At 47.0% G+C, this 22,454-nt stretch carries 14 protein-coding genes and 3 tRNA genes; 14 read left to right on the top strand and 3 right to left on the bottom strand.

All coding sequences use genetic code 11. From position 1 onward, the window contains the following. Nucleotides 1-200 precede the first annotated feature (200 nt). The 8 genes from hflK to AC0THY_RS09090 all read left to right on the top strand — a co-directional run bounded on the left by hflK (nt 201) and on the right by AC0THY_RS09090 (nt 14,045). Nucleotides 201-1,283 (top strand): FtsH protease activity modulator HflK, encoded by a 1,083-nt coding sequence (hflK, locus tag AC0THY_RS09055; protein ID WP_489994102.1) that lies wholly within the window; start codon nt 201-203, stop codon nt 1,281-1,283. A gap of 17 nt (nt 1,284-1,300) precedes the next feature. Continuing rightward, on the top strand, nt 1,301-2,200 hold the full coding sequence (gene hflC, locus AC0THY_RS09060; RefSeq protein WP_489994103.1) for a protease modulator HflC: 900 nt from the start codon (nt 1,301-1,303) through the stop codon (nt 2,198-2,200). 252 nt (nt 2,201-2,452) lie between these two features. Further along, a complete protein-coding gene (locus AC0THY_RS09065; RefSeq protein WP_489994104.1) occupies nt 2,453-8,077 on the top strand; it encodes a discoidin domain-containing protein in 5,625 nt (1,874 codons plus the stop codon). A 250-nt stretch (nt 8,078-8,327) separates the two neighbouring features. Then, nucleotides 8,328-8,825, top strand: a complete 498-nt coding sequence (gene infC / locus AC0THY_RS09070) for a translation initiation factor IF-3 (RefSeq protein WP_489994105.1) — start codon at nt 8,328-8,330, stop codon at nt 8,823-8,825. Nucleotides 8,826-8,877: 52 nt separating this feature from the next. Continuing rightward, a complete protein-coding gene (gene rpmI, locus AC0THY_RS09075; protein WP_489994106.1) occupies nt 8,878-9,075 on the top strand; it encodes a 50S ribosomal protein L35 in 198 nt (65 codons plus the stop codon). 24 nt (nt 9,076-9,099) lie between these two features. Then, on the top strand, nt 9,100-9,456 hold the full coding sequence (rplT, locus tag AC0THY_RS09080; protein ID WP_489994107.1) for a 50S ribosomal protein L20: 357 nt from the start codon (nt 9,100-9,102) through the stop codon (nt 9,454-9,456). A 156-nt stretch (nt 9,457-9,612) separates the two neighbouring features. Further along, nucleotides 9,613-10,539 (top strand): ArsR/SmtB family transcription factor, encoded by a 927-nt coding sequence (locus AC0THY_RS09085; protein ID WP_489994108.1) that lies wholly within the window; start codon nt 9,613-9,615, stop codon nt 10,537-10,539. A 50-nt stretch (nt 10,540-10,589) separates the two neighbouring features. Continuing rightward, complete coding sequence (locus tag AC0THY_RS09090; protein ID WP_489994109.1) at nt 10,590-14,045, top strand: family 43 glycosylhydrolase; 3,456 nt, start codon at nt 10,590-10,592, stop codon at nt 14,043-14,045. Between the two features lie 78 nt (nt 14,046-14,123). Here the strand turns inward: AC0THY_RS09090 and AC0THY_RS09095 are convergent. Continuing rightward, a tRNA-Leu gene (locus AC0THY_RS09095) sits at nt 14,124-14,207 on the bottom strand. Between the two features lie 165 nt (nt 14,208-14,372). On the opposite strand from AC0THY_RS09095, the gene AC0THY_RS09100 reads away from it, so the two are divergent. From AC0THY_RS09100 to AC0THY_RS09110, 3 genes are read left to right on the top strand one after another with little or no spacing between them, the layout of a single operon-like run. Beyond that, nucleotides 14,373-14,888, top strand: a complete 516-nt coding sequence (locus tag AC0THY_RS09100; protein ID WP_489994110.1) for a ferritin — start codon at nt 14,373-14,375, stop codon at nt 14,886-14,888. A 14-nt stretch (nt 14,889-14,902) separates the two neighbouring features. After that, complete coding sequence (locus AC0THY_RS09105) at nt 14,903-16,018, top strand: 2-oxoacid:acceptor oxidoreductase family protein (protein ID WP_489994111.1); 1,116 nt, start codon at nt 14,903-14,905, stop codon at nt 16,016-16,018. Then, a complete protein-coding gene (locus AC0THY_RS09110) occupies nt 16,018-18,246 on the top strand; it encodes a thiamine pyrophosphate-dependent enzyme (protein ID WP_489994112.1) in 2,229 nt (742 codons plus the stop codon). The genes AC0THY_RS09105 and AC0THY_RS09110 overlap by 1 nt, the downstream gene beginning before the upstream one ends. A gap of 290 nt (nt 18,247-18,536) precedes the next feature. Here AC0THY_RS09110 and AC0THY_RS09115 read toward each other — a convergent pair whose 3' ends face one another. Beyond that, nucleotides 18,537-18,815, bottom strand: a complete 279-nt coding sequence (locus tag AC0THY_RS09115) for a GNAT family N-acetyltransferase (protein WP_489994113.1) — start codon at nt 18,813-18,815, stop codon at nt 18,537-18,539. A 243-nt stretch (nt 18,816-19,058) separates the two neighbouring features. Then, nucleotides 19,059-19,142, bottom strand: a tRNA-Leu gene (locus tag AC0THY_RS09120). A 157-nt stretch (nt 19,143-19,299) separates the two neighbouring features. On the opposite strand from AC0THY_RS09120, the gene AC0THY_RS09125 reads away from it, so the two are divergent. The 3 genes from AC0THY_RS09125 (at nt 19,300) to AC0THY_RS09135 (ending at nt 22,428) form a co-directional block, all read left to right on the top strand. Continuing rightward, nucleotides 19,300-19,383: transfer RNA gene (locus AC0THY_RS09125), tRNA-Leu, on the top strand. 200 nt (nt 19,384-19,583) lie between these two features. After that, entirely contained in the window at nt 19,584-20,108 is a 525-nt protein-coding gene (locus AC0THY_RS09130; RefSeq protein ID WP_489994114.1) for an adenine phosphoribosyltransferase, read from the top strand. Between the two features lie 25 nt (nt 20,109-20,133). Continuing rightward, nucleotides 20,134-22,428 (top strand): RelA/SpoT family protein, encoded by a 2,295-nt coding sequence (locus tag AC0THY_RS09135; protein WP_489994162.1) that lies wholly within the window; start codon nt 20,134-20,136, stop codon nt 22,426-22,428. The last annotated feature ends 26 nt before the right edge of the window (nt 22,429-22,454 follow it).

Here is a 22,454-nt window from a genome sequence, read left to right on the forward strand (position 1 = left end):
AAAGAGCCCTCCGGGCGGGATCGCACTGCGGCGGAGTGGAAGATGGCTGCCGGGGCAGCCCCGCCGCAGGCGGAGAATCCTTTTCTTTCAACCTTGAGCGGAGCGTGCACATTCGCTGAAACAAGGATAGGACTGCCACTTTTATGGGGTCCAAAATGATACAATCAGGCATGGTAAGAAGAAAAAACAGGAGGACCATTATGTGGAAACTGAGGAGAAACCGTAATGAGGATTATTTCGAAGAGGCAAAGAAGCGGTCGGGCAGGATGAAAAAAATAGGGCTGGCTGCAGTGGGAGTGATCATAGCAGCAGGGCTGATCTACGATTCCTTTTATCAGATACAGGAGCAGGAGCAAGCAGTGCTTGTGACCTTCGGACAGCCCAAGGCAGTGCAGAGTACAGGACTGCATTTTAAGATCCCTGTGATTCAGAGAGTGAAAAAGGTGAATACCACCATTCAGGGATTTCCCATTGGATATACTGTGGAGGAGAATCAGACAATCGATGATGAGAGCATCATGATCACCAAGGATTACAATTTTATCAACGTGGATTTTTTTGTGGAGTACCGGATTGCGGAACCAGTCCAATATCTGTACGCCTCCAGGCAGCCGGAAGATATCCTGAGGAATATTTCTCAGGGTAGCATAAGGACTGTCATCGGGAGCTACGGGGTGGATGATGTGCTGACCACTGGAAAGGGTGAGATCCAGGCCAGGATCAAAGAGATGATTACCGCCAAGTTGGAGGAACAAGACATTGGAATCCAGTTGGTGAATATCACGATTCAGGACTCAGAGCCGCCCACAGCAGAGGTCATGAAAGCTTTTAAGATGGTGGAAACAGCAAAGCAGGGGAAGGAGACAGCCCTGAACAACGCCAACAAATACCGCAACGAAAAGCTACCGGAGGCAGAGGCAAAGGTGGATCAGATCATCAAGGATGCGGAGGCCAGAAAACAGACCAGGATCAATGAGGCGCAGGCCCAGGTTGCCCGTTTTAATGCACTGTATGCGGAGTACGAGAAAAATCCGGCAGTAACAAAACAGAGAATGTTCTATGAGACAATGGAGAATGTGCTTCCGGGAGTTAAACTGATCATTGACAGCGGGGATGGCGTACAGAAGATGTTGCCTTTGGAACCGTTTGCAGGTAACGGAACGGAAGAAGACAGCAAAGGCAAGGACGCGGATGCGGAACAAGAGACAGGACAGAGTGAAACTGAAGGGAAAGCAGGGGCCCAGGGTGGAGAAACTCAGGCTCAGACAGATGCACAGGAGTAGGAGAGGAGAGTACAAATATGAAGATAAAAAAGGTAGTGGTATGTCTGGCGGCAGCGGCAGCGGTGGTGACCCTGTTGTCCTCAGTGGTTGTGACCAATAAAAACGAGTATAAACTAATCCGTCAGTTTGGAAAGGTAAACCGCGTCATAGATAAAGAAGGGCTGAGTATCAAGATTCCATTTCTGCAGACTGCAGATACCCTGCCCAGGGAGACTCTGATCTATGATCTGGTTCCGTCCGATGTGATTACCAAAGACAAGAAGACTATGATCAGTGACAGCTATGTACTATGGAAGATCAGCGATCCGCTGAAATTTGCCCAGACACTAAACTCTTCTGTCACCAATGCGGAGAGCAGGATCAATACCTCTGTGTATAATGCCACGAAAAATGTGATCAGCAGCATGGGGCAGGATGAGGTGATCACCAGCAGAGATGGGGAATTGTCAAAAAAGGTGATTGAAAACATTGGAGGAAACCTGGGGCAGTACGGAATTGAACTGATCAGTTTTGACACAAAACAGCTGGATCTGCCGGAGGATAACAAGGCGGCTGTGTATGAGCGGATGATCTCTGAGCGCAGCAATATAGCAGCCACCTACACCGCGGAAGGTAATTCAGAGGCGAAGGTGATTCGAAACACCACAGACAAAGAAGTGGCGATCCAGATCTCGGAGGCAGAGAAGAAGGCGGAAATCCTGGTGGCTGAAGGTGAGGCGCAGTATATGCGAATCCTCTCAGAAGCTTATGCAGATGAAAGCAAGACCGATTTTTACGCCTATGTGAGAAGTTTGGATGCGCTTAAAAAATCCATGACAGGCGGAAATAAGACGGTGGTGCTCCCCGCGGATTCCTCTATAGCACAGCTTTTTTTCGGTCAAGATAGCGTGAGTAAACAGGCAGATGGTATGGAGTAAAAGGTTTTGATATTCATAAGTTATGGAAAAGGGCGGGATCTTGTGGGATTTTCGCCCCTTTTCTTTTGTCTGTTTGCTCCAAATATCTAATATCTGTGAAATTATAGGAAAGATCAGAAAAGTCCACACAAGAGTTCATGATTGTGCATTATCAAAAAAAGACTGTTTGGTATAATAAAATAAGCAAAAGACCCCTGAAAAATTTTGGGGGGATACACATGATGCAGAACGTAAATAGAAGGGAGCAGGGATATGTATTTGAGAAAAAAAGTAAAGAGGTTTATTGCATCAATGCTTACGGTTATAGTGACAGCTTCAGGGCTTTCAACGGAAGCAATTCAAGTGAGGGCATCACAGCCCGAAAAGGACAACTGGGAAGAGGTGCAAGAGATTCTGTCGGGAATTGTAGGGCGTTATACAGAGGCACCTGAGAAAAATCTGGTGGAATCCAATGCTTTTACTGACGGAATGCTGCTCGGGAATGGAAAGTTTGGGGTTGTCTCAGACGCCCGTGAAGATGAACAGAGTTTCTATTTGTCCGGACAGGATGTATGGGATAGCAGCAAGAACCAGAAGATTATGAATGCTCAGCTTCAAATTACACCAGCAGAAAAGAAAGAATTAAAAATCACCGCCAATGACGAGAAAAAAAGTGAATCAAAAGGGGTAAATGCTGTAATCGACGGGAATCCTCTCACGTATTGGATCACCAATGCCCAGAGCGATAAGCCGGGGGATAAATGGCTGTTATTTGATTTTGGGAAAGATGTGACGATTGACTGCTGGAGTTCCACGCACCGGGGATATATGGACGTAAATGAGGAAGGAGTACATAACGTCCGCTATAACACAAGGAATTTCAGCCTTCAGATCAGTGAGGACAAGGAGAACTGGATAGATATTGATACCATTACAGATAATGAAGACTATCAGGTGGACCGCAATTTGGATCAACCAGTGAAATCCAGATATTTTCGGATTTATATTACAAAACCAGTACAGCCCGGAGCGGAAACAGCAAAAGTAGAGAATGACAGGGCCACGGCCAGAATTTCAGAAGTAGATTTTTCATATCAGGGAAAATCAGTGATTCATGAGGAAGAACAGAAGGCGGCTGGTTTTCGGTATAACAACTCAGATGGCAGTGGCTTTCACGGTTCTGCACAGAAGGCTTTTGATGATAATGAAGTTACTATGTGGCGCTCCGATACACAGGCAATCCGTGTGGATGGCAAGACAATTCCGCATGACAAGTGGGTTTCTATTTCCAGAGAAGATGCGTTTACATTTGACAAAATTGAGATTAAACATAATGGGGTGAACTTTCCGGATGAAACCATGTACAACACTTACGATTATGAACTGCAGATATCGGATGATGGGAGTACCTGGAACTCGATTCAGGAAGTGAACGGAAATACAGAGAGTGTAAATGCGTTCACCTTTGAAACTCCAGTAACTGCTAAGCATCTGAGAATGTTCATAACGACTCCGGTTCATCCGGACGCAGCAAGTAAACATTTTGAAAACGATATGACAAATGCCAGAATCAGTGATATCAACCTCTACTATAAGGGGAAAAATGTGGTAGTACCAGAGAGGGAATCAGGGGAATACTATCATGAACAGGATATCTTAAATGCAGAGGTCAGAAGCAGGCAGGAATTTAATGGTGAGTGGGTTACTTTTAAATCCTGGGTTGCAGATGACAGAAATTATCTGATCACGAATGTGACATTGGATGAAACAGCAGCAGAGCAGTTAAAACTAAAGCTGCTTCTCACATCTCCAAAAGGTTATAGTCCCAAAACTGGAACCTCAGAGAATTTGATTTACCTTACAAGAGAAAGCGGAAACACTTATAAATCTAAAACAGCCACTGTGGTTCGCGTACTAAAGGGTGAGAGTGAAGTGGTTGAGAACAGTCAGATTTTATCACTGCATCCGGGGGAGACAGCCCAGATTTTGACTTATGCGCATTCCAGCAGCGGATTTACCGATGGGAATGGAATTGCAGTCATGCCCCTGGATGAGCTAAAGGAACAGGCATTTACCAGAATTACGTCTGTGGAAGAAACAGATGTGGATGCCATGCATGAGGAACATCTTGCATGGTGGAAAAACTATTGGCAGAAGTCCTATGTAGATATTGATGACGATGTATTGCAGCGTTATTATTTTGGAGCGCTGTATGGGCTGGGGTGTACCATGCGTCAAACCGGTAAAGGTGCGGATCAGCCAAATGTCCCCGCATCCATGATGGGAGTATGGCAAACGAATGATACCTGCAGTTCCTATGGACGGGGGTACACTAACTATAATTATGAGGCTCCTTATTACGGGATCTATTCCGCCAACCGTGGAGAATTGATGGAACCGTATTATGAAGAGTGTGTTGCCCGGCTGACAGATGCCCAGAACAAGGCAGCCAGCGCAGGATATCAGGGGGTTCAGTTTGAACGCTCCATTACACCGGTTTATCATTACTACAACAAAAAAAGTCCAAAAGCGGTGGCAGGTACGAAAAATCCGTCAAAACTGCCTACAGACCAGAAGTCAAATGTAATGCTTTACACCCAGGCTCTGATTTGGGAGTGGATGTACCAGCGGAATGAAGAGACGCTTAAAAAATATGTGTACCCTTCCATCAAACAAACTGTAGAATTTTACCTGGACTTTCTGGTAAAAAAGGAGGACGGGAAGTATTGGGTTGAAAATAGTGCCAATAATGAGCTAAATGCAAGCAGTAGTTATGATATTAATCCGGTACTTGATATTGGTTATGTAAAATCCCATTTTAAGGCATTTCAGGAGATGAGCGAATATCTGGGAGAAAATTTGGACATGATCCCCCAGATCCGGGAGGTACTGGAGAATCTCTCTCCATATCCTACCAGTGAAAATGCAGCTATTGCAAAACAGATGTTAGCAGAACAGGGATTTGATCATGATAAGGAAGTGGTGGTTTCCGGATATTATTCAGATAATTATGATCAGATCAAAGCCTCTAACTGTCCTTGGGGAAGTTATATTTATGAAGGAAACCAACCGGTAATTCTGGAAGGATTGGTACACCCTGCTGAAAATATTAGCTTATCTTCCAATTCGGACGAACTGAAATTGGCGAAGGATACCTTTAACTATCTGAATCCCCTGAATCCATATTATCGGGGCGGAGGCTACAATGGATTTCCTAAATCTTTTACGATTGGGGCCAGACTTGGTTTAGATGGAGACTATCTTTTGCAGAGGCTGGACACAACCATACAGACGATATGGAGAGAAAATCTGACCTGCAACAATGGCGGCGCTCACGGAATTGAGTCTTTTGGAACTATCGAGGCTGTCAATTCCATGCTTTTGCAAAATGAAAATGAAGAAATGAGACTCTTTCCGTCATGGGCAAAAAATACTAGTGCTAAATTTGTGGATCTAAGAGCAAAAGGGGCTTTTCTGGTATCTTCTGAATACAATGCAGCTACGCAAAAAGTGTCATATATTAATTTGACAAGTCAAAAAGGAAATGACGTAAATCTGGTATCTCCTTGGGAGAATGGGGTGGTTATCAGAGATTCAAGCGGTAACACAGTGGATGCAGAGATGCAGATGACAGAAAATACGGGAGAATTATTATTCCATTTTAAAACTGTTGCAGGAGAAACCTACCAGATTACTGAGAACAGCCATTCTCTTGGGGAAGTAGAAAAAATCCACATTGAGCTGGAAGAGAAAGAACTTTATGTCAATGGGACAATTCAGGCAAAAGTAATTGTAGAGCCGGAAACAGCCGGTGGGCTAATAAAATGGAGCAGTTCGGAACCTGGAATTGCCACTGTAAATCAAAAGGGTGTGATTACAGCAGTTGCTGAGGGAAGCACTGTGATTACAGCAGAATCGCTGCTTATACCAGGGAAAAAAGATAGTGTTACAGTGTTGGTAAAAGAAAAACGTCCAGAAAGTATATACATTACCGGTATAGGTGACGGTACACTTCAGACACAGGAAGAGAAAAAACTAGCTGTCACCTTTACGCCGGAACAGGTGACAAATCAAGAAGTTATCTGGGAGAGCAGCAATCCGGACGTTCTGTCTGTGCAGGATTCCGGGATGATCAAAGGGATCTCATATGGAACAGCAACAGTCACAGCCACCAGTAAAGCAGACGAGTCTGTTAAGGCATCTGTGGACCTGCAGGTTTTGGTGGACTCCAACGGTTACGCCGCACTACTCTGTGATTTAAAGGAAGCCACAATTGAGAATGGAAGTACCTTAAAAAGGAGTTATGTCATGGGATATAATTTCAAGGTAAGAAACCCAATCACAATTTCAGCACTGGGATTTTATGATCAGAATAAAGATGGTGTATTCAGCAATGCGGAGTCTCAAATCGCTATTTGGAATCAGGAAAACGGGGAAATGGTGGCGGAGGGATTCGTCACAAAGGGAACAGTATCTGACCAAAACGGTTATTGTTACGCTACATTAAAAGAACCGGTGACGATCAATCAGGGTACTTACGTGATTGCTGGTATTTATCATCTAAACTCAAAAGACTCCTGGTTCCACTCCTTTAAAGAAAAACCGTTTACTACAGGAAAACAGGTAGAATATTTATTTGGAGGCTATTTTTCATCTGAATTAAATCAGGAAGCGGAATTTGATATGCCATCTCCGTCAGAAGATAAAAACTATTTCTACTGTTTGAATTTTAAATATTTGGATAAAAATGCTTTGAGGGACTGCATTACAGAAATAGAGGGATATCAACCGGACAACTATACGGAGGAGGATTGGAATCTGCTTCAGCTTAAGAAGGAGAAAGCCAGAAGTATTGTGGAAAATAAAGTGTCCGATCAAAATAAAATTGAGGAAGCCTTATTTAATTTACAGATGGCAGTTAAAGGTCTGATAGAATTATCAACGGATACCTCAACTCTTAGTGCATTTTATGAAACTGTGACACAGATGGACTTATCCGGATATACCAAAGAGAGTGTAGAAAAGCTGCAGCTGGCAATGAAAGCAGTAGCAGAGGTTTTAAATGATGAGAAACCAACGGGCAGAGAACTTGAGCGGGTCCAGAAAGAAATGTTAGTGTCTATGGTGAACTTAGAGAAGGCGGTTCAGGAAGTATTTGCGGACACTTTTATGTTGGAGATTCTCTGTGAGGAATATGGTGGACTGGATTTCACATTATATACAGAGGAAAGTCTTTCTCCACTTATAGAATCCATCCAGAAGGCGGAGGCATTGCTGAGGGAAGAAGATGCAACCCAAGACGCAGTGAATCAGGCATCCGCAAATCTGATTCTGGCTGCAGCAGGGCTTAGAGAAAAGATCCGGGAAAAGATTGTAGTGGAAGAAAAGGTAATTGAGAAAGTAATTGAGAAAGTGGTGGAAAAGATTGTGGAAAAACCGGCAGATTCCCCATTGAAAAAGAATGAAATAATCACGAAAGGCGGCTTAAAGTATAAAGTAACAACTATAGGGGAGGGAAAAGAAACGGTTTCTGTTGTAGGAGCAGCTAAAAAGAGTGTTACAAGAGTAAATATTCCGTCCACCGTGACATTAATGAACATAAAATGCAAAGTAACAGCAGTGAAAGAAAAAGCATTTTATAAATACCGAAAACTTAAAAAGGTGACAGTAGGAAGTAATGTGACTCGGATTGGCAGGCAGGCGTTTTTTGGAGCCTCTAAATTAAAAACAGTGACTCTGAGGACTAAGAAATTAAAGATTGTTGGGAGTAAAGCATTTAAAGGAATCTATAAAACGGCAGTCATTTATGTTCCGAAAGGAAAGAGGAGCGACTACGTGAGGCTGCTGAAGAACAAAGGACAGAAAAAGGAAGTAAAAATAATAGTTGACGCAGGCTGAAATCTGTGGTAAAGTAACAAAGGTTATTGAGACAACAAAGCAGAGTATCCACTCTCACCATAGCGCAAGCAGGCGACTATTGGTTAATATGATACGTAGATATTATATTTTCTATGGAGATATTATGGGTGGATAGTCTGACTATCCACCTTTTTTTGCCGGGTGTGCAGCATATGCACAGAGCGGTATTATAGAGGGAACAGTGAGTTATTTCAAGCATTTATGGAGGTGCACAGCTATTAGTGAATTAATGATTAACGAGCAGATCAGAGACAGAGAAATCCGTTTGGTTGGAGAAAACGGAGAGCAGCTAGGAATTATGTCTACAAGAGAGGCAATGAAAATCGCCCAGGAGGCAGAACTGGATCTCGTAAAGATCGCTCCCACAGCAAAACCCCCGGTTTGTAAAATTATCGACTATGGTAAGTACCGTTACGAACTGGCCAGAAAAGAGAAAGAAGCAAAGAAAAAACAGAAGGTCATAGAGGTAAAGGAGATCCGCCTTTCCCCAAATATTGACTCAAACGATTTGAATACCAAAGTTGGCGCTGCAAGAAAGTTTATCCAGAAGGGCAATAAAGTGAAGGTGACACTTCGCTTCCGCGGCCGTGAGATGGCCCATATGCATGCAAGCCGTCACATCCTGGATGATTTTGCAGAGCAATTGAAAGACATCGCAGTGGTTGATAAGCCTGCAAAAGTGGAAGGCAGAAGCATTATGATGTTTTTAACTGAGAAACGTTCCTAAAGACGTTGAGATAGTTAAAATAGAAAATGAAAAATAAGGAGGAACATATACAATGCCAAAGATCAAAACAAGCAGAGCAGCTGCAAAACGTTTTAAAAAGACAGGTACAGGAAAATTAAAGAGAAATAAAGCTTATAAGAGCCATATCTTAACAAAGAAATCCACAAAGAGAAAGAGAAACCTGAGAAAACCGGCAATTGTGGATGCTAGTAACTTCAAGAATATGAAGAAGATTTTACCGTATTTATAAGATCAGGCGAAGGAGGATTAAGACATGGCAAGAATTAAAGGCGGAATGAACGCTAGAAAAAAACATAACAGAACATTAAAGCTGGCAAAGGGATATAGAGATGCCCGCTCCAAACAGTACAGAGTGGCAAAACAGTCTGTAATGAGAGCTCTCACAAGCGCTTATTCAGGAAGAAAAGAGAGAAAGCGTCAGTTCAGACAGCTCTGGATCGCACGTATTAACGCTGCAGCGCGCATCAACGGTTTATCCTACAGCAGATTTATGTATGGACTGAAGCTGGCAGGCGTTGAGATGAACAGAAAAGTGCTGGCAGATATGGCAGTAAATGACGCAGAGGGATTTGCAACCTTAGCAGAGTTGGCAAAGAGCAAAATTGCATAGTATAGATCATTTGAAAGGGAAGCTGGTGACAGCTTCTCTTTTTTTTCACCTCTTTTCCCGGCTCTAAATCTGTGGTATAGTGAAACCAACAATAATTTTGCAATGTAATAAAAAAACTGTTGTATTGACGGGAGGATTGGAGGCTGGAAAGAGAGAATGGAAGCAAAAAAGACGATATTGCTGAATCTGGGGGATGAGGCGAGGCTGATGGCGGTGGGGAAGGGGCTGTCCTCTCCAAAGCGCCTGGCGTTGCTGGCACTTTTGGAGAGGGAGCCGCTGAACATCAATGAGATAGCGGAACGGATGAAAATCCCGCCCTCTTCAGCTGCAATGCATGTAAAGACTTTGGAGGAGGCGGGGCTGATTGAGACAATACTGATGCCCGGCATACGCGGTTCCATGAAGGTCTGTAAAAAAACGGCCGGCAGACTTATTGTTTCCTTGGAACTGCCAAAGGATGAACGGAAGCGGACTGAGACAGTTAGTATGCCGGTGGGGAATTTTGTGGATTACCATGTGGAACCCACCTGCGGCATTGTGGGGAGTGACGGCCCTATCGATGAGGAGGATGAGCCCCGTTGCTTTTACAATCCAAGACGGACCCAGGCCCAGCTCATCTGGTTCGGTAAGGGGTACGTGGAATACCGCTTTCCCAATTCCGGGCTGGACGAGAGGGTGCTTAAGAGGTTAGAGGTATCCGCGGAGCTTTGTTCCGAAACAGCAGACTATGACCTGGACTATCCCTCTGACATCACCCTCTGGATCAATGGGCTGGAGGCTGGAACCTGGCACTGTCCCAGTGATTTTGGCGGACGGAGGGGGAAATTGAATCCTGACTGGTGGCCGGAGAAAAACACTCAGTATGGTATGCTGAAAACCTGGAGCGTGGATAAAAGGGGAACGAAACTGGATGGGAGGATGGTGTCAGGAACAAAACTTAAAGATCTTCATTTGGGGGAGAAGCCCTACATTTCAGTGAAGATAGGAATTCGGGAGGATGCCGCCTGCACAGGCGGGGTGAACCTGTTTGGGGAAGGATTTGGCGATTACCCTCAGAATATTTTAATGAAATTTTGCTATTAGCTGTGAGGCATCATGCTTGAGGCTATGAAGCAAGTTAGGAGGCAGAAAAGATGAAGTTGAAAAGTGCAGGGGCTATAATTCTTAGTGGCGCGATAGCGGTTAGTCTGGCGTTACCGTATCCAATTACGCAGGCTATGGCGGCAGAACTTTCCAATCAGAAGATGAGGGGCGGAGAGGCTAAATATGTGAGGGAGGCCGATGGAATGGACACAAGGGCTGTGGAGGATGAACGGATCAGCCAGTCTGAACTGTCTGCATCCGCAGACAGCTATCAGACTGGCAATGAGGCTGCAAAGGCCATAGATGGAAATGAGGGGACTTGGTGGCACACCTCATGGAGCAATCGCCAGGATCTGCCGCAGTCAATCACATTGACACTGAAGCAAGCGGTGGACGGACTGTATCAGTTGAGGTACAAGCCCAGGAATGATAAGGACTGGAATGGAACTATCCAGAAATTTGAAATCTCTGTGAGCCGGGATGGAACAAAGTTTGTCAATGTGGCTGAGGGAGTCTGGGATGCCACAAGGGGTGAGAAGAGCGCCAGCTTTGATGTACAAAACGGGGTGATAGCAGTCCGGCTGACTGCGTTTACCACAAAGGGAAACAGCGCCGGGGAGGACAGTCAATATGCATCCGCGGCAGAGCTGAATCTGGTCAGAAACCCGGGATTTGTAAAAGATACTGAGAAGCTCAGTCAGGCTGTTAGAAGGGCAAAGAGCTTTATAGAGCAGAATCCATCCCTGAACCTTCAGAGCATTGACGCTATTTTGGAGGAGGCGGGGGTTGCTCTGGCCCAGGGCTCTTTGGCAACCCAGGAGATGCTGGATTCCCTGGCCGTTAGACTGGACGCTGAGGTGGAGGTGAGAAAGCCTAAGACCAGCATAACGGGATCTGCCGGGGAACGGATGTATGACACAGACGGCGCATTAATTCAGGCGCACGGAGGCCAGATCACAAAGTGGGGTGACACTTACTATTGGTACGGGGAGGATAAAACAGACCAGTACAAACCAACGGGCGTACATCTCTACACTTCACAGGATCTCTACAACTGGGAGGATCAGGGCCTGGTACTAAAGACCATGACCAGCAAAGACCAGTTTAAGGAAGACGCCTATTTCAATGGGCTATACGGGAGCCTGAGCCCCGCCGAGCAGGATGAGATTTACACACATATTGATAAGAACACCGCTGTGGTGGAGCGGCCAAAGGTAATTTACAACGAGAAAAATGAAAACTATGTTATGTGGTACCACGCGGATGGGCCTCTGAATGGCCAGGGAGGCGCCCAGTCCTACGGGAAGGCAATGGCTGCGGTAGCTGTCTCTGACAAGCCGGAGGGACCCTTTAAGCTGATAAAAGCCAGCCGTCTGAATACCTCCGGGGATTACAAGGGGGAGAGCAGAGGGATGGCCAGGGATATGAACCTCTTTGTGGACGCAGATGGTGCGGGGTACATACTATATGCCAGCGAGGAGAACGCCACCATGTACATATCCAGGCTGAATGAGGACTATACGGATATCGCGGCCAGGGATGAGGAAGCTGTGGAGGGCAGGGATTTTACCAGAAACATGGTGGGAGAGTCCAGGGAAGCGCCGGCCATATTCCGGTACAAAGACAGATACTACCTGATGACATCCGGATGTACCGGCTGGAAGCCAAATCAGGCCAGGTACTATATAGCAGACTCGCCCATGGGGCCATGGACATCTATGGGAGATCCCTGTGTGGAGGATGTTAATAAAAATACCTTCCAGACACAGAGCACCTGTATTTTTCCGGTGGATGCTGCAAAGGGCAAATTTATCTACATGGGGGACCGCTGGCTGACGCCGGATATGGGTGGAGAACTGGGGGATTCCAGATATGTCTGGTTGCCTGTTGAGTTCGGTGAAAACTATTTGATGACTCTGAGAGAATATTCCAACTGGACACTGGACGAGCTGGAGGGAAAAAGCGGCTTCGAGGTGGACCGCATGAACCTTACCGACATGGAGATACTTGTGTCAGACAGGGTAAATATGGATGAACTTGAGGGGAAAACCGTCATGGTTATAAGCGGTGACGGAACCACCTTGAAGACACCAATCTGCGATTGGAGAAAAGAAAACCTGTTTGACTCATACGCAATCGGAAAGGAAAAGCTTACCGGTATTATGAAGGACTTCCTGGGAAAAGAGATTTCTGTCAACGTGACAAAATATCAGGATGCCATGGTTTACTTTGTGGACTGTAATGGGGTAGCAGCGGATTACTATGATGGGTTCAAACGATTGGGTATTGAACTGCTCAACAACAAACCAGACCAGATGTATGACGGAGAGTGGGGGTTGGTGAGTAAGCTTTCAGAGGATGTGGGAACCCATTCAGGCGCAGATTTATTTGGTACGGGATATTGGGCGGAGAAAGACAAATCCATTACTTACCGGTTTGCGCTTCCGGCGGGAACATACACTGCCTATGCGGGATTTAGTGAGTGGTGGACTGCAAGCCGCCAGGCGCAGCTCAACGCAAAGCTGGTGGAAGAAGGGGGCAAGCTGACGCAGCTATCACAGGCCACCGCAATGAATACCAACTCCTGGGACAAACAGAGCATTTTTGAGAATACGTTTGAATTAAAAGAAGACGGGGTGGTTCAGGTGAGTGTAGATAAGGTTTCCGGCGGAGACCCTCTTCTGGCATGGCTCGGCATCACCCAAAAAGCGGATACGGAAGCGCTCAGTGAGACCATTGAGAGTATACATGGGGAGATGTCCGGTATGAATGCAGAGGAGTATTCAGAACAGCTCTGGACAGAACTGGAGCAGGAGTTGGCGGACGCAGAGAAAGCATTGTCCCTGGAAGGGATTTCTCAGAAAAAATGCGATGCGCTTCAGGCAAAGCTTATGTCCACTTTGCAGAAGTTAAAGGACTCCCAAAAAGAACCCCTTCCAGACCCTAAGCCTAGTCCCAAGCCAGATCCGGAACCTGCACCCAAGCCGGACCCTGCGCCTGCGCCTCTTCCCAAAGAGGAGTACAAGATTCAGTATGTGCTGAAGAAAGGAAAAAATAATCCGGCGAATCCGTCAACCTATATGGACGGGACCGTTGAGCTTAAGTCCCCTTCACGCAGAGGTTATACCTTCAAAGGCTGGTATACGGATGAGAAATGCAAGAGAAAAATTACAAGTGTGAGTCAGAAAAGCGTCACGGTGTACGCAAAGTGGTCAAAAATGAAAGTTCCAAAAACAGCAGCCCCAATTTTAAAATCAGGGAGCAAAAAATTGACGGTGCGCATCAAAAAGGTTTCCGGCTGCAAAGGGTATGAAATCCGCTGTGCACTGGACAGGAAACTCAAAAAAGGCGGCAAAACCAGGCTTGCCGGCAAGCAGTCTGTTGTCATTCGGGGATTGAAGCCAGGGCGGATCTATTATGTAAAAGTAAGGGCATACAAAATAGACTCTGCAGGCAAAAAGGTATATGGAAAGTACAGCGCAGTCAAACGTATAAAGGTCAAATAGGAAAAATCCAAGGAGCAGCAGTTTTCCGCATTAAAAAAGAGATACATCTATGCATTATAGATGTATCTCTTTTTCTAATGCGGAAAGCGGGACTTGAACCCGCACGATATTGCTACCACAGGCACCTGAAGCCTGCGCGTCTGCCAATTCCGCCATTTCCGCGTTCACGTGAAGCCGCCTGCGCGACTCACAAGTGATATAATACAAGATATTTAAAATTCTGTCAAGAACTTTTTGGAAAAATATTCGTATAACTTTTTGGGTTTTATGGATAATAGATAATGAAATTCCGGCAGATGGCGACTGTGGCCGGAGAAGGAGGACAAAATGGAAGAAGAAATGATTGAACTGCTGAACCGGCAGATTAACTTGGAGTTTTTCTCTGCTTATTTTTATCTGAATGTCTCAAATTATTATGTGGAACAGAATCTGGACGGGTTTGCCAGTTGGTTTCGTGTACAGGAGCAGGAAGAACGGGATCACGCTTTTGTGATTCTGAATTACCTGCAGGATAATGACTGTGAGGTGCGCCTGGATAAGATCGCATCCCCACAGAAGCAGTTTGAGGATGCACAGGAAGCTCTGCTCTACGCATCTGAGCATGAAAAGTCCGTGACAAGAAGTATTCACAGGCTTTACGAAAAGGCGCTGACACTCAAGGATTTCCGTACCCTGCAGCTTTTAGACTGGTTTGTGAAGGAGCAGATGGAGGAGGAGAAGAGCATTCGGGATATTATTGACAAATACCGGCTCTTTGTGGAGGATCAGAAAAGTCTCTATCTTCTGGACAGTGAGCTGAAGTCCAGGGTTTACACACCTGTGGGCCCGGTAATGGCAGTCTGAAGGAGGAGATGATCATGGATAAAGCGATTAAAGAGAAACACAAGGAAATAAAGCTCCCTATTGTCAATGAGGAGGGATGCTATGAGATAAGACTGGAGAGTATCGGTGGGCTGGGCGCCAACCTGTGCGGTAAGCTGCTGGGTGATCTGGGGGCCTGCCATCTGGGGCTCAACGCTGCCAGTTTCTCCAGCTATGGCTCGGAGAAAAGGGGATCACCTGTGAAGGCATTTATACGCTGGTGCGCTCCGGACAGGGAGATAAGGATCAACAGCCCCATTGAGCATCCCCATATCCTTGGACTCTTTCACGAAGCCCTGGCCGGAAAGCTTCCGGTGACGGCGGGGGTGGATGAGCAGACCAAACTGGTAATCAACTCACCTGAAAAACCCCAGGTACTGAGGGATAAGCTGAAACTCTGTGCAGGAGATATGTACGTGGTGGATGCTCTGCACATTGCCATGGAATCCAAGAGCAGGGTCAATATGGTGATGCTGGGAGCAATCACAAAGGCTGCCGGTTTTATACCCTTTGAACAGATCTGTGAATTGGTGGAGAACACTGTGGGGAGAAAGTACCCTGCCCTGCTGGAGCGGAACTTGGAAGGGCTGAGAAGAGGATATGAGGCAGCCGAATGTGTTCATTTTGAGCAGGACGGCAAATATGAACCGTTGGAGTATCAGGAAGCGCAGACCTCATGGGGATACGAAAATGCACCCATAGGCGGGGTAAATCCGCGTTTTGGAAGCACGGTGTCCAATGATCTGTCCGCATCCAGAGAAGGGTACATTCCACTGTTTATTCAGGAGAAGTGCATAAACTGCGGGCTCTGTGATTCCACCTGCCCGGATATGGTGTTCCAGTTTAAAAAGGGCGAGTACAAGGGCAGGGAGGCAATGGTGAATACCGGACTTGATTACCATCACTGCAAGGGCTGTCTGCGGTGCGTGGATGTCTGTCCCACCAATGCCCTGGTACAGGGACTGGAGAGGGAGCATCCGGAACTGAAGTGGTTTGTGAGGAATAAGGATTTGATCGTAGACAAACTGGAATTTGAGGACGTGGGTGCAAACTCCTGGGTGACAAGCGAATCTTATCTGGAGGAGCGAAGAATTGACGGAGGGCTGGTGTGATGGAAAAACAAAAGCTTTTATTTGAGAGCGGCAACGAGTTGGCCGCCTACGCGGCAAAACAGATCAACTATCATGTGATGGGCTATTACCCCATCACCCCTTCCACACAGATCGCGGAGTTTCTGGATCTTATGAAAGCGGAGGGGGAGCATGAGATTTCACTCATTGCAGCAGAGGGAGAGCACAGCGCCGCCGGGATCTGCTATGGAGCCTCAGCGGCGGGAGCAAGGGTATTTAATGCCACCAGCGCCAATGGCTTGCTCTATGCCCTGGAACAGCTTCCGGTACAGTCCGGAACACGCTTTCCCATGGTTCTGAATATTGCCTGCCGCACCGTATCCGGTCCCCTGTCCATCAAGGGGGATCACAGCGATGTGATGTATACCCTGAATACAGGCTGGATCATTCTGTTTGCGGACACGCCCCAAGCAGTCTATGATATGAACCTGTGTGCTCTGAAGATCGCGGAGTCAGTGAGGCTTCCGGTTATTGTGGCCTTTGACGGATTCTTTACCAGCCATCAGAAAAAGAAAAGCTATGTATTCGAGGAGGATGAGACGGTCACTGGATTTCTGGGTAAACAGGATACAAAGTACTCTGTCCTGGACCTGGAACATCCGGTTTCCATCGGCTCCTACATGAATGAACCGGACATCTTAAATAATAAATACCAGCTGCATCAGGCAATGGAGCAGGCCAGAGTGGTCATCCCCCAGGTGTTCCGGGAGTATGCCGAACTTTCGGGCAGGGACATGAATCTGGCGGAGGGTTATCGGAACCAGGACGCGCAGGTGATACTGTTTCTTTTAGGGTCATCCTATCACACGGCCAAGACCGCTGCTGACCGCCTCAGGGAGCAGGGAGTGAGGGCTGGGGTTGTGACACTTCACACACTCCGGCCGTTTCCGGCAAAGGAGCTCTCCGCGCTTTGCAAGAGCGCGGAGACGATTTTGGTGGGAGACAGGCAGGACAGCTATGGGGCAGGCGGCGGAAATATGACTCTGGAGCTCAAAGCAGCTCTGAAGGATCACAATAGCCAGGCCAGAGTCCTCAGCCGCATCTATGGACTGGGAGGCAGGGACTTCTATTTAAAAGATGCCCAGGAGCTTTTTGAACAGTGCCTGAATCCAAATGCGAAGGAATTTGACTATCTGGGGATTTATCCAGGTGAAAAAGACCTGGAGGTAAAACAATATTTTGATCCAATCACCAAGGAGCAGGCAAGTCCGGGCTACATCACAGTCAATGTGGATAAGCAGGCGCAGAATGTGAAGGTAACCGGAGGGCAGATTAGCCAGAGCACAGCCATGCCGAAACGGCTGGCACCGGGACACGGGGCCTGTCCGGGCTGTGGGATTCCGGTGAACGTAAATCTGCTCTTAAAAGGAATTGAGGGGAACGTAGTGCTATTGTTCCAGACTGGTTGCGGAATGGTGGTCACAACCTCATATCCCAAAACAGCCTTTCGTGTTCCTTACATTCACAATCTGTTTCAGAACGGCGCAGCTACGCTGGCGGGTGTGGTGGAGGCGTTTCGCCAGAAACGCAGAAGAGGAGAGCTGCCGGATGAGGACATCACCTTTGTGATGGTCAGCGGAGACGGTGGTCTGGATATTGGTATGGGATCTGCTCTGGGCACAGCCCTGCGCGGCGACCACCTGATCATTTTTGAGTATGACAACGGGGGATATATGAATACCGGGTACCAGCTATCCTACTCCACCCCCAGAGGCGCAAAGAGTTCCACCTCCCATTTGGGAAAAGATCAGTACGGGAAAACCTTTGCAAACAAGGATATGCCTCTGATTATGGCTGCCACCAACCTGCCTTATGTGGCCACTGTAGCGGAATCAAACCCTGCTGATTTCATTAAAAAAGCCGCCAAGGCCAAGACCTATGCGGCTGAGTACGGGACAGCTTATGTAAAAGCGCTCTCTGCATGTCCTCTGAACTGGGGGGACAAACCCAATACAGAGCGTCGGGTAATAGGGGCTGCCGTGGACTGCTGCTATTTCCCTCTCTATGAGATCGAGAACGGAGTTACTGCCCTGAGTTATGACCCTGAGAAGAAAAATAAAAAGATTCCTGTCACAGATTGGCTTGAGATGATGGGAAGGACAAGGCATCTGGCCAGGGAGGAATATCGTAATGTGGCAGCCGAGATTCAGGCTGAGGTGGACAGGCGCTGGGAGAGGCTGAAAGCGCGCGCGGAACATCCCCTTCTATAGTTAGTCAACCTCATCAGAGCCGAATGCAAAAGGAGAGCCAGCATCCCGCGGGATGCTGGCTTGGATTATGAAAAACTCTATGTAAACTATCCCATTGGGATAGAGGGTTGTTTGTCGAAGTTCAACGGCAGATCATACGGCCTGTACCGTATGAAACCGCTGTCCTTCATTTGATGTTATCAGTATACTGGAAAATTGTGTCTGGAGTATGATAGCAAACATAAGAATCTCTTAAAGAGATAAAGAGAATATTAATTTTGTAAAAATGAAATTTAAAACCTGATTCTCCATCAGGGAGCCAGGATATCGCTGTACTCTTCCTTGCGCTTCTCAAACCAATTGACTGCGTAAGGACAGGTGAGAATTGCCTTTTTATTCTGAAACCGCAGCTCTGCGGCAAGTTCCCTCATCAGCTCTCCTGCGATCCCCTGACCCCGCAGGGAATCATCCACAAAAGTGTGGTTTACATCCACGGTGGAAACGTCAATGCAGGGGAAGGTGACCTGGGCTATAGTGTTCTTGTCAGCATCGTAAACGTTGATCTCGTTTTTATTGTGTATAAATTGCATGAAAGTACCTCCTTTTGTTTCCTGCATTTTAACACAGGTGGGGAGGCAGCGCAAGTGATGGGAATATGTGTAATAAAAAAGAATCCTGCGCGCAGGATTCTCCGCCTGCAGCGGGGCTGCCCCGGCAGCCATCTTCCGCTTTGCCGCAGTGCGATCCCGCCCGGAGGGCATTTTATATCATAGGGAATTCCGAAGGATTTTCCTATGATATAAAAAAACAGGCCCATGGCCTGTCCTTAAGAGTGCGGAAAGCGGGACTTGAACCCGCACGATATTGCTACCACAGGCACCTGAAGCCTGCGCGTCTGCCAATTCCGCCATTTCCGCTCATTTTGTTGAGCTGTATAACTCACGAAGATAATAATACAAGAAATCCTAAAATTTGTCAACAATTTTTTTGTCAAAAAAATTTAAAAATTCATATTGACGAATTGGAAATGAGATGTTATAATTCCTTTTGTTGCAGCAAGATACGCAGCAATTTGCGGGAGTGCTGGAATTGGCAGACAGGCTAGACTAAGGATCTAGTGATGGCAACGTCGTGTGGGTTCAAGTCCCATCTCCCGCATCATATAAGAAATGATAGAGTGAAAAAACCAAAAAAACTGGCTTTTTTCACTTTTTTTGTATCATTTTGTCATCAGAAAAACCGTTGCAAAGGCCGTCACCGAATGATATACTAATCGTTAGGTATATTATAGGCGGAGAGGGTGTTTAGTGTTACTGTGAACAGTAACCGTTTTCCAGCTTTTTGGAGGTACAGGAAAGATGAAAAGAATTGAAGAATATGTTTTGAGTATCCCGGATTTTCCGGAGCCGGGTATTATTTTCCGGGATGTAACCAGCGTGCTGCAGGATGCCGACGGACTGCAGTTAGCCATTGACTCCATGAAAAAATTGATTGGCGACACGGAGTTTGACGTGATTGCCGGTACGGAGTCCAGAGGATTTATTTTTGGTGTGCCGATTGCATACAGCATGCATAAGGCCTTTGTACCTGTGAGAAAAAAAGGAAAACTGCCCAGGGAGACGGTATCCAAAACGTATGATCTGGAGTACGGCAGTGCGACCATAGAGATGCACAAGGATTCCATCAAGCCGGGCCAGAGGGTTGTCATCGTGGACGATCTGATTGCCACAGGCGGAACCGTGGAGGCGAGCGTAAAGATGATTGAGGAACTGGGCGGCGAGGTTGTGAAGATTATTTTCCTGATGGAGCTTGGCGGGTTAAAGGGCCGCGAGAAGCTGAAGGGATACAATGTGGATTCAGTCATCTGTTACGAAGGAAAATAAAGAAAAGACGGTGATGCGTATGCCAATGAGAGATAAGACAAAGACGGACAAAATCGAAGAGATCAAGAAAGCGGATGCCAGTGTAAAAAACATGGCTGACTTTACGAGCCCGGATCTTTTATATCAGGAACTGATAGACAGTGTGAGAAAGTACCATCCTTCCACAGATATTTCTATGATTGAGAAGGCCTATAAGATTGCCTATGAAGCGCATGAGGGCCAGTGCCGTAAGTCGGGGGAACCCTACATCATTCATCCCCTCTGCGTTGGTATTATCCTGGCTGATCTGGAGCTGGATAAGGAGACCATTGTGGCTGGACTTCTGCACGATGTGGTGGAGGACACGGTGATGACTTCTGAGGAGATTACCCAGGAGTTTGGCGCAGAGGTGGCGCTTCTGGTGGATGGGGTTACCAAACTGGGACAGTTGTCCTATTCTGCCGATAAAGTGGAAGTACAGGCGGAGAATCTCCGGAAGATGTTTCTGGCCATGGCAAAGGATATCCGGGTAATTTTGATCAAACTGGCCGACCGCCTTCACAATATGCGTACGCTAAAATATATGAGACCCGAAAAGCAGAAGGAGAAAGCCAGGGAGACTATGGATATCTATGCGCCTATCGCACAGCGGCTGGGTATCTCCAAGATCAAGATCGAACTGGATGATCTCTCATTAAAATATCTGGAGCCGGAGGTCTACTATGATCTGGTGGAGAAGATCGCGCTGCGCAAGAGCGCCAGGGAGGCCTTTGTCCAGAGTATTGTGGATGAGGTGAGCAAGCACATCGAGGCAGCGGGGATCAAGGCCCAGATTGACGGCAGAGTCAAGCATTTCTTTAGTATCTACAAAAAAATGGTGAACCAGGAGAAGACCCTGGATCAGATCTACGACTTGTTTGCGGTCCGCATCATTGTGGACACGGTGAAGGACTGTTATGCGGCTTTGGGCGTGATTCATGAGATGTATAAGCCCATACCAGGCAGGTTCAAAGACTATATAGCCATGCCAAAGCAGAACATGTACCAGTCTCTGCACACCACACTGATTGGTCCAACAGGCCAGCCCTTTGAGATCCAGATCCGCACCTTTGAGATGCACAGGACAGCAGAGTACGGCATCGCTGCCCACTGGAAATACAAGGAGACTTCAGACGGCAAGAAGCCAATGGCAGAGCAGGAGGAGGAGAAGCTCAGCTGGCTGCGCCAGATTCTGGAATGGCAGAGGGATATGTCCGACAACAAGGAGTTCATGAGTCTGCTAAAGAGCGACCTGGATCTCTTTGCAGAGAACGTGTACTGCTTTACTCCGGCAGGGGATGTGAAAAATCTGCCCAACGGCTCTACCCCCATTGACTTTGCCTACAGCATCCACAGCGCAGTGGGCAACAAGATGATCGGAGCCAGGGTAAACGGAAAACTGGTAAACATTGATTATGTTATCCAGAACGGGGATAGGATAGAGATCATCACTTCCCAGAACTCCAAGGGACCCAGCCGGGACTGGCTGAAGATTGTCAAGAGTACCCAGGCGAAGAATAAAATCAACCAGTGGTTTAAGAATGAGCGCAAGGAAGACAACATCATTAAGGGAAAAGAGATGCTGTCCACCTACTGTAAGTCGAAAACTATTGTGCTCAGCGATATCTTAAAGCCCTCCTACATGGAGAGCGTGATGCGCAAATACGGGTTCCGGGATTGGGAGTCCGCCCTGGCGGCCATAGGCCATGGAGGTCTTAAGGAGGGCCAGGTAGTCAACAAGCTTTTAGAGGAGTACGATAAGCAGCACAAGAAAGAGATTACGGATGAAAATATCATAGAGGCAGCCGGCGCAAAGGAGAAAGTGCGCATTGCCAAATCTAAGGGCGGTATTGTGGTAAAGGGAATCCATGATGTGGCTGTGCGGTTTTCTAAGTGCTGTTCCCCTGTGCCCGGAGATGAGATCGTAGGGTTTGTCACCAGGGGAAGGGGTGTTTCCATTCACCGCACGGACTGCGTCAATGTCATTAACCTGACAGAGGAAGACCGCGTTCGATTGATTGACGCAGAGTGGCAGGCGCCGGATTCACCGGGAGAACGGGAGCTCTACACAGCGGAAATTAAGATTTTCGGAAACAACAGGACCGGGCTTTTAGTAGATATTTCCAGGATCTTTACGGAGAGAAAGATTGATGTGACCAGCGTCAACTCCAGAACCAGCAAGCAGGGGACAGCCACCATTGCCATGAGTTTTGATGTGCCCAGCAAGGAGGAGTTGAACCGCCTGATTGAAAAGATCCGGCAGGTGGAGAGCGTGATAGATATTGAACGTACAACAGGGTGACAGAAGGGCTGTAAAGTTTTACGCAG

The sequence above is a fragment of the Ruminococcus sp. 8Y-12 genome, assembly GCF_058119865.1.

Coding starts and splice junctions, on each gene's coding strand:
- hflK (WP_489994102.1), top strand. CDS start 201: ATGTGGAAACTGAGGAGAAACCGTAATGAGGATTATTTCGAAGAGGCA.
- hflC (WP_489994103.1), top strand. CDS start 1,301: ATGAAGATAAAAAAGGTAGTGGTATGTCTGGCGGCAGCGGCAGCGGTG.
- AC0THY_RS09065 (WP_489994104.1), top strand. CDS start 2,453: ATGTATTTGAGAAAAAAAGTAAAGAGGTTTATTGCATCAATGCTTACG.
- infC (WP_489994105.1), top strand. CDS start 8,328: ATGATTAACGAGCAGATCAGAGACAGAGAAATCCGTTTGGTTGGAGAA.
- rpmI (WP_489994106.1), top strand. CDS start 8,878: ATGCCAAAGATCAAAACAAGCAGAGCAGCTGCAAAACGTTTTAAAAAG.
- rplT (WP_489994107.1), top strand. CDS start 9,100: ATGGCAAGAATTAAAGGCGGAATGAACGCTAGAAAAAAACATAACAGA.
- AC0THY_RS09085 (WP_489994108.1), top strand. CDS start 9,613: ATGGAAGCAAAAAAGACGATATTGCTGAATCTGGGGGATGAGGCGAGG.
- AC0THY_RS09090 (WP_489994109.1), top strand. CDS start 10,590: ATGAAGTTGAAAAGTGCAGGGGCTATAATTCTTAGTGGCGCGATAGCG.
- AC0THY_RS09100 (WP_489994110.1), top strand. CDS start 14,373: ATGGAAGAAGAAATGATTGAACTGCTGAACCGGCAGATTAACTTGGAG.
- AC0THY_RS09105 (WP_489994111.1), top strand. CDS start 14,903: ATGGATAAAGCGATTAAAGAGAAACACAAGGAAATAAAGCTCCCTATT.
- AC0THY_RS09110 (WP_489994112.1), top strand. CDS start 16,018: ATGGAAAAACAAAAGCTTTTATTTGAGAGCGGCAACGAGTTGGCCGCC.
- AC0THY_RS09115 (WP_489994113.1), bottom strand. CDS start 18,815: ATGCAATTTATACACAATAAAAACGAGATCAACGTTTACGATGCTGAC.
- AC0THY_RS09130 (WP_489994114.1), top strand. CDS start 19,584: ATGAAAAGAATTGAAGAATATGTTTTGAGTATCCCGGATTTTCCGGAG.
- AC0THY_RS09135 (WP_489994162.1), top strand. CDS start 20,134: ATGAGAGATAAGACAAAGACGGACAAAATCGAAGAGATCAAGAAAGCG.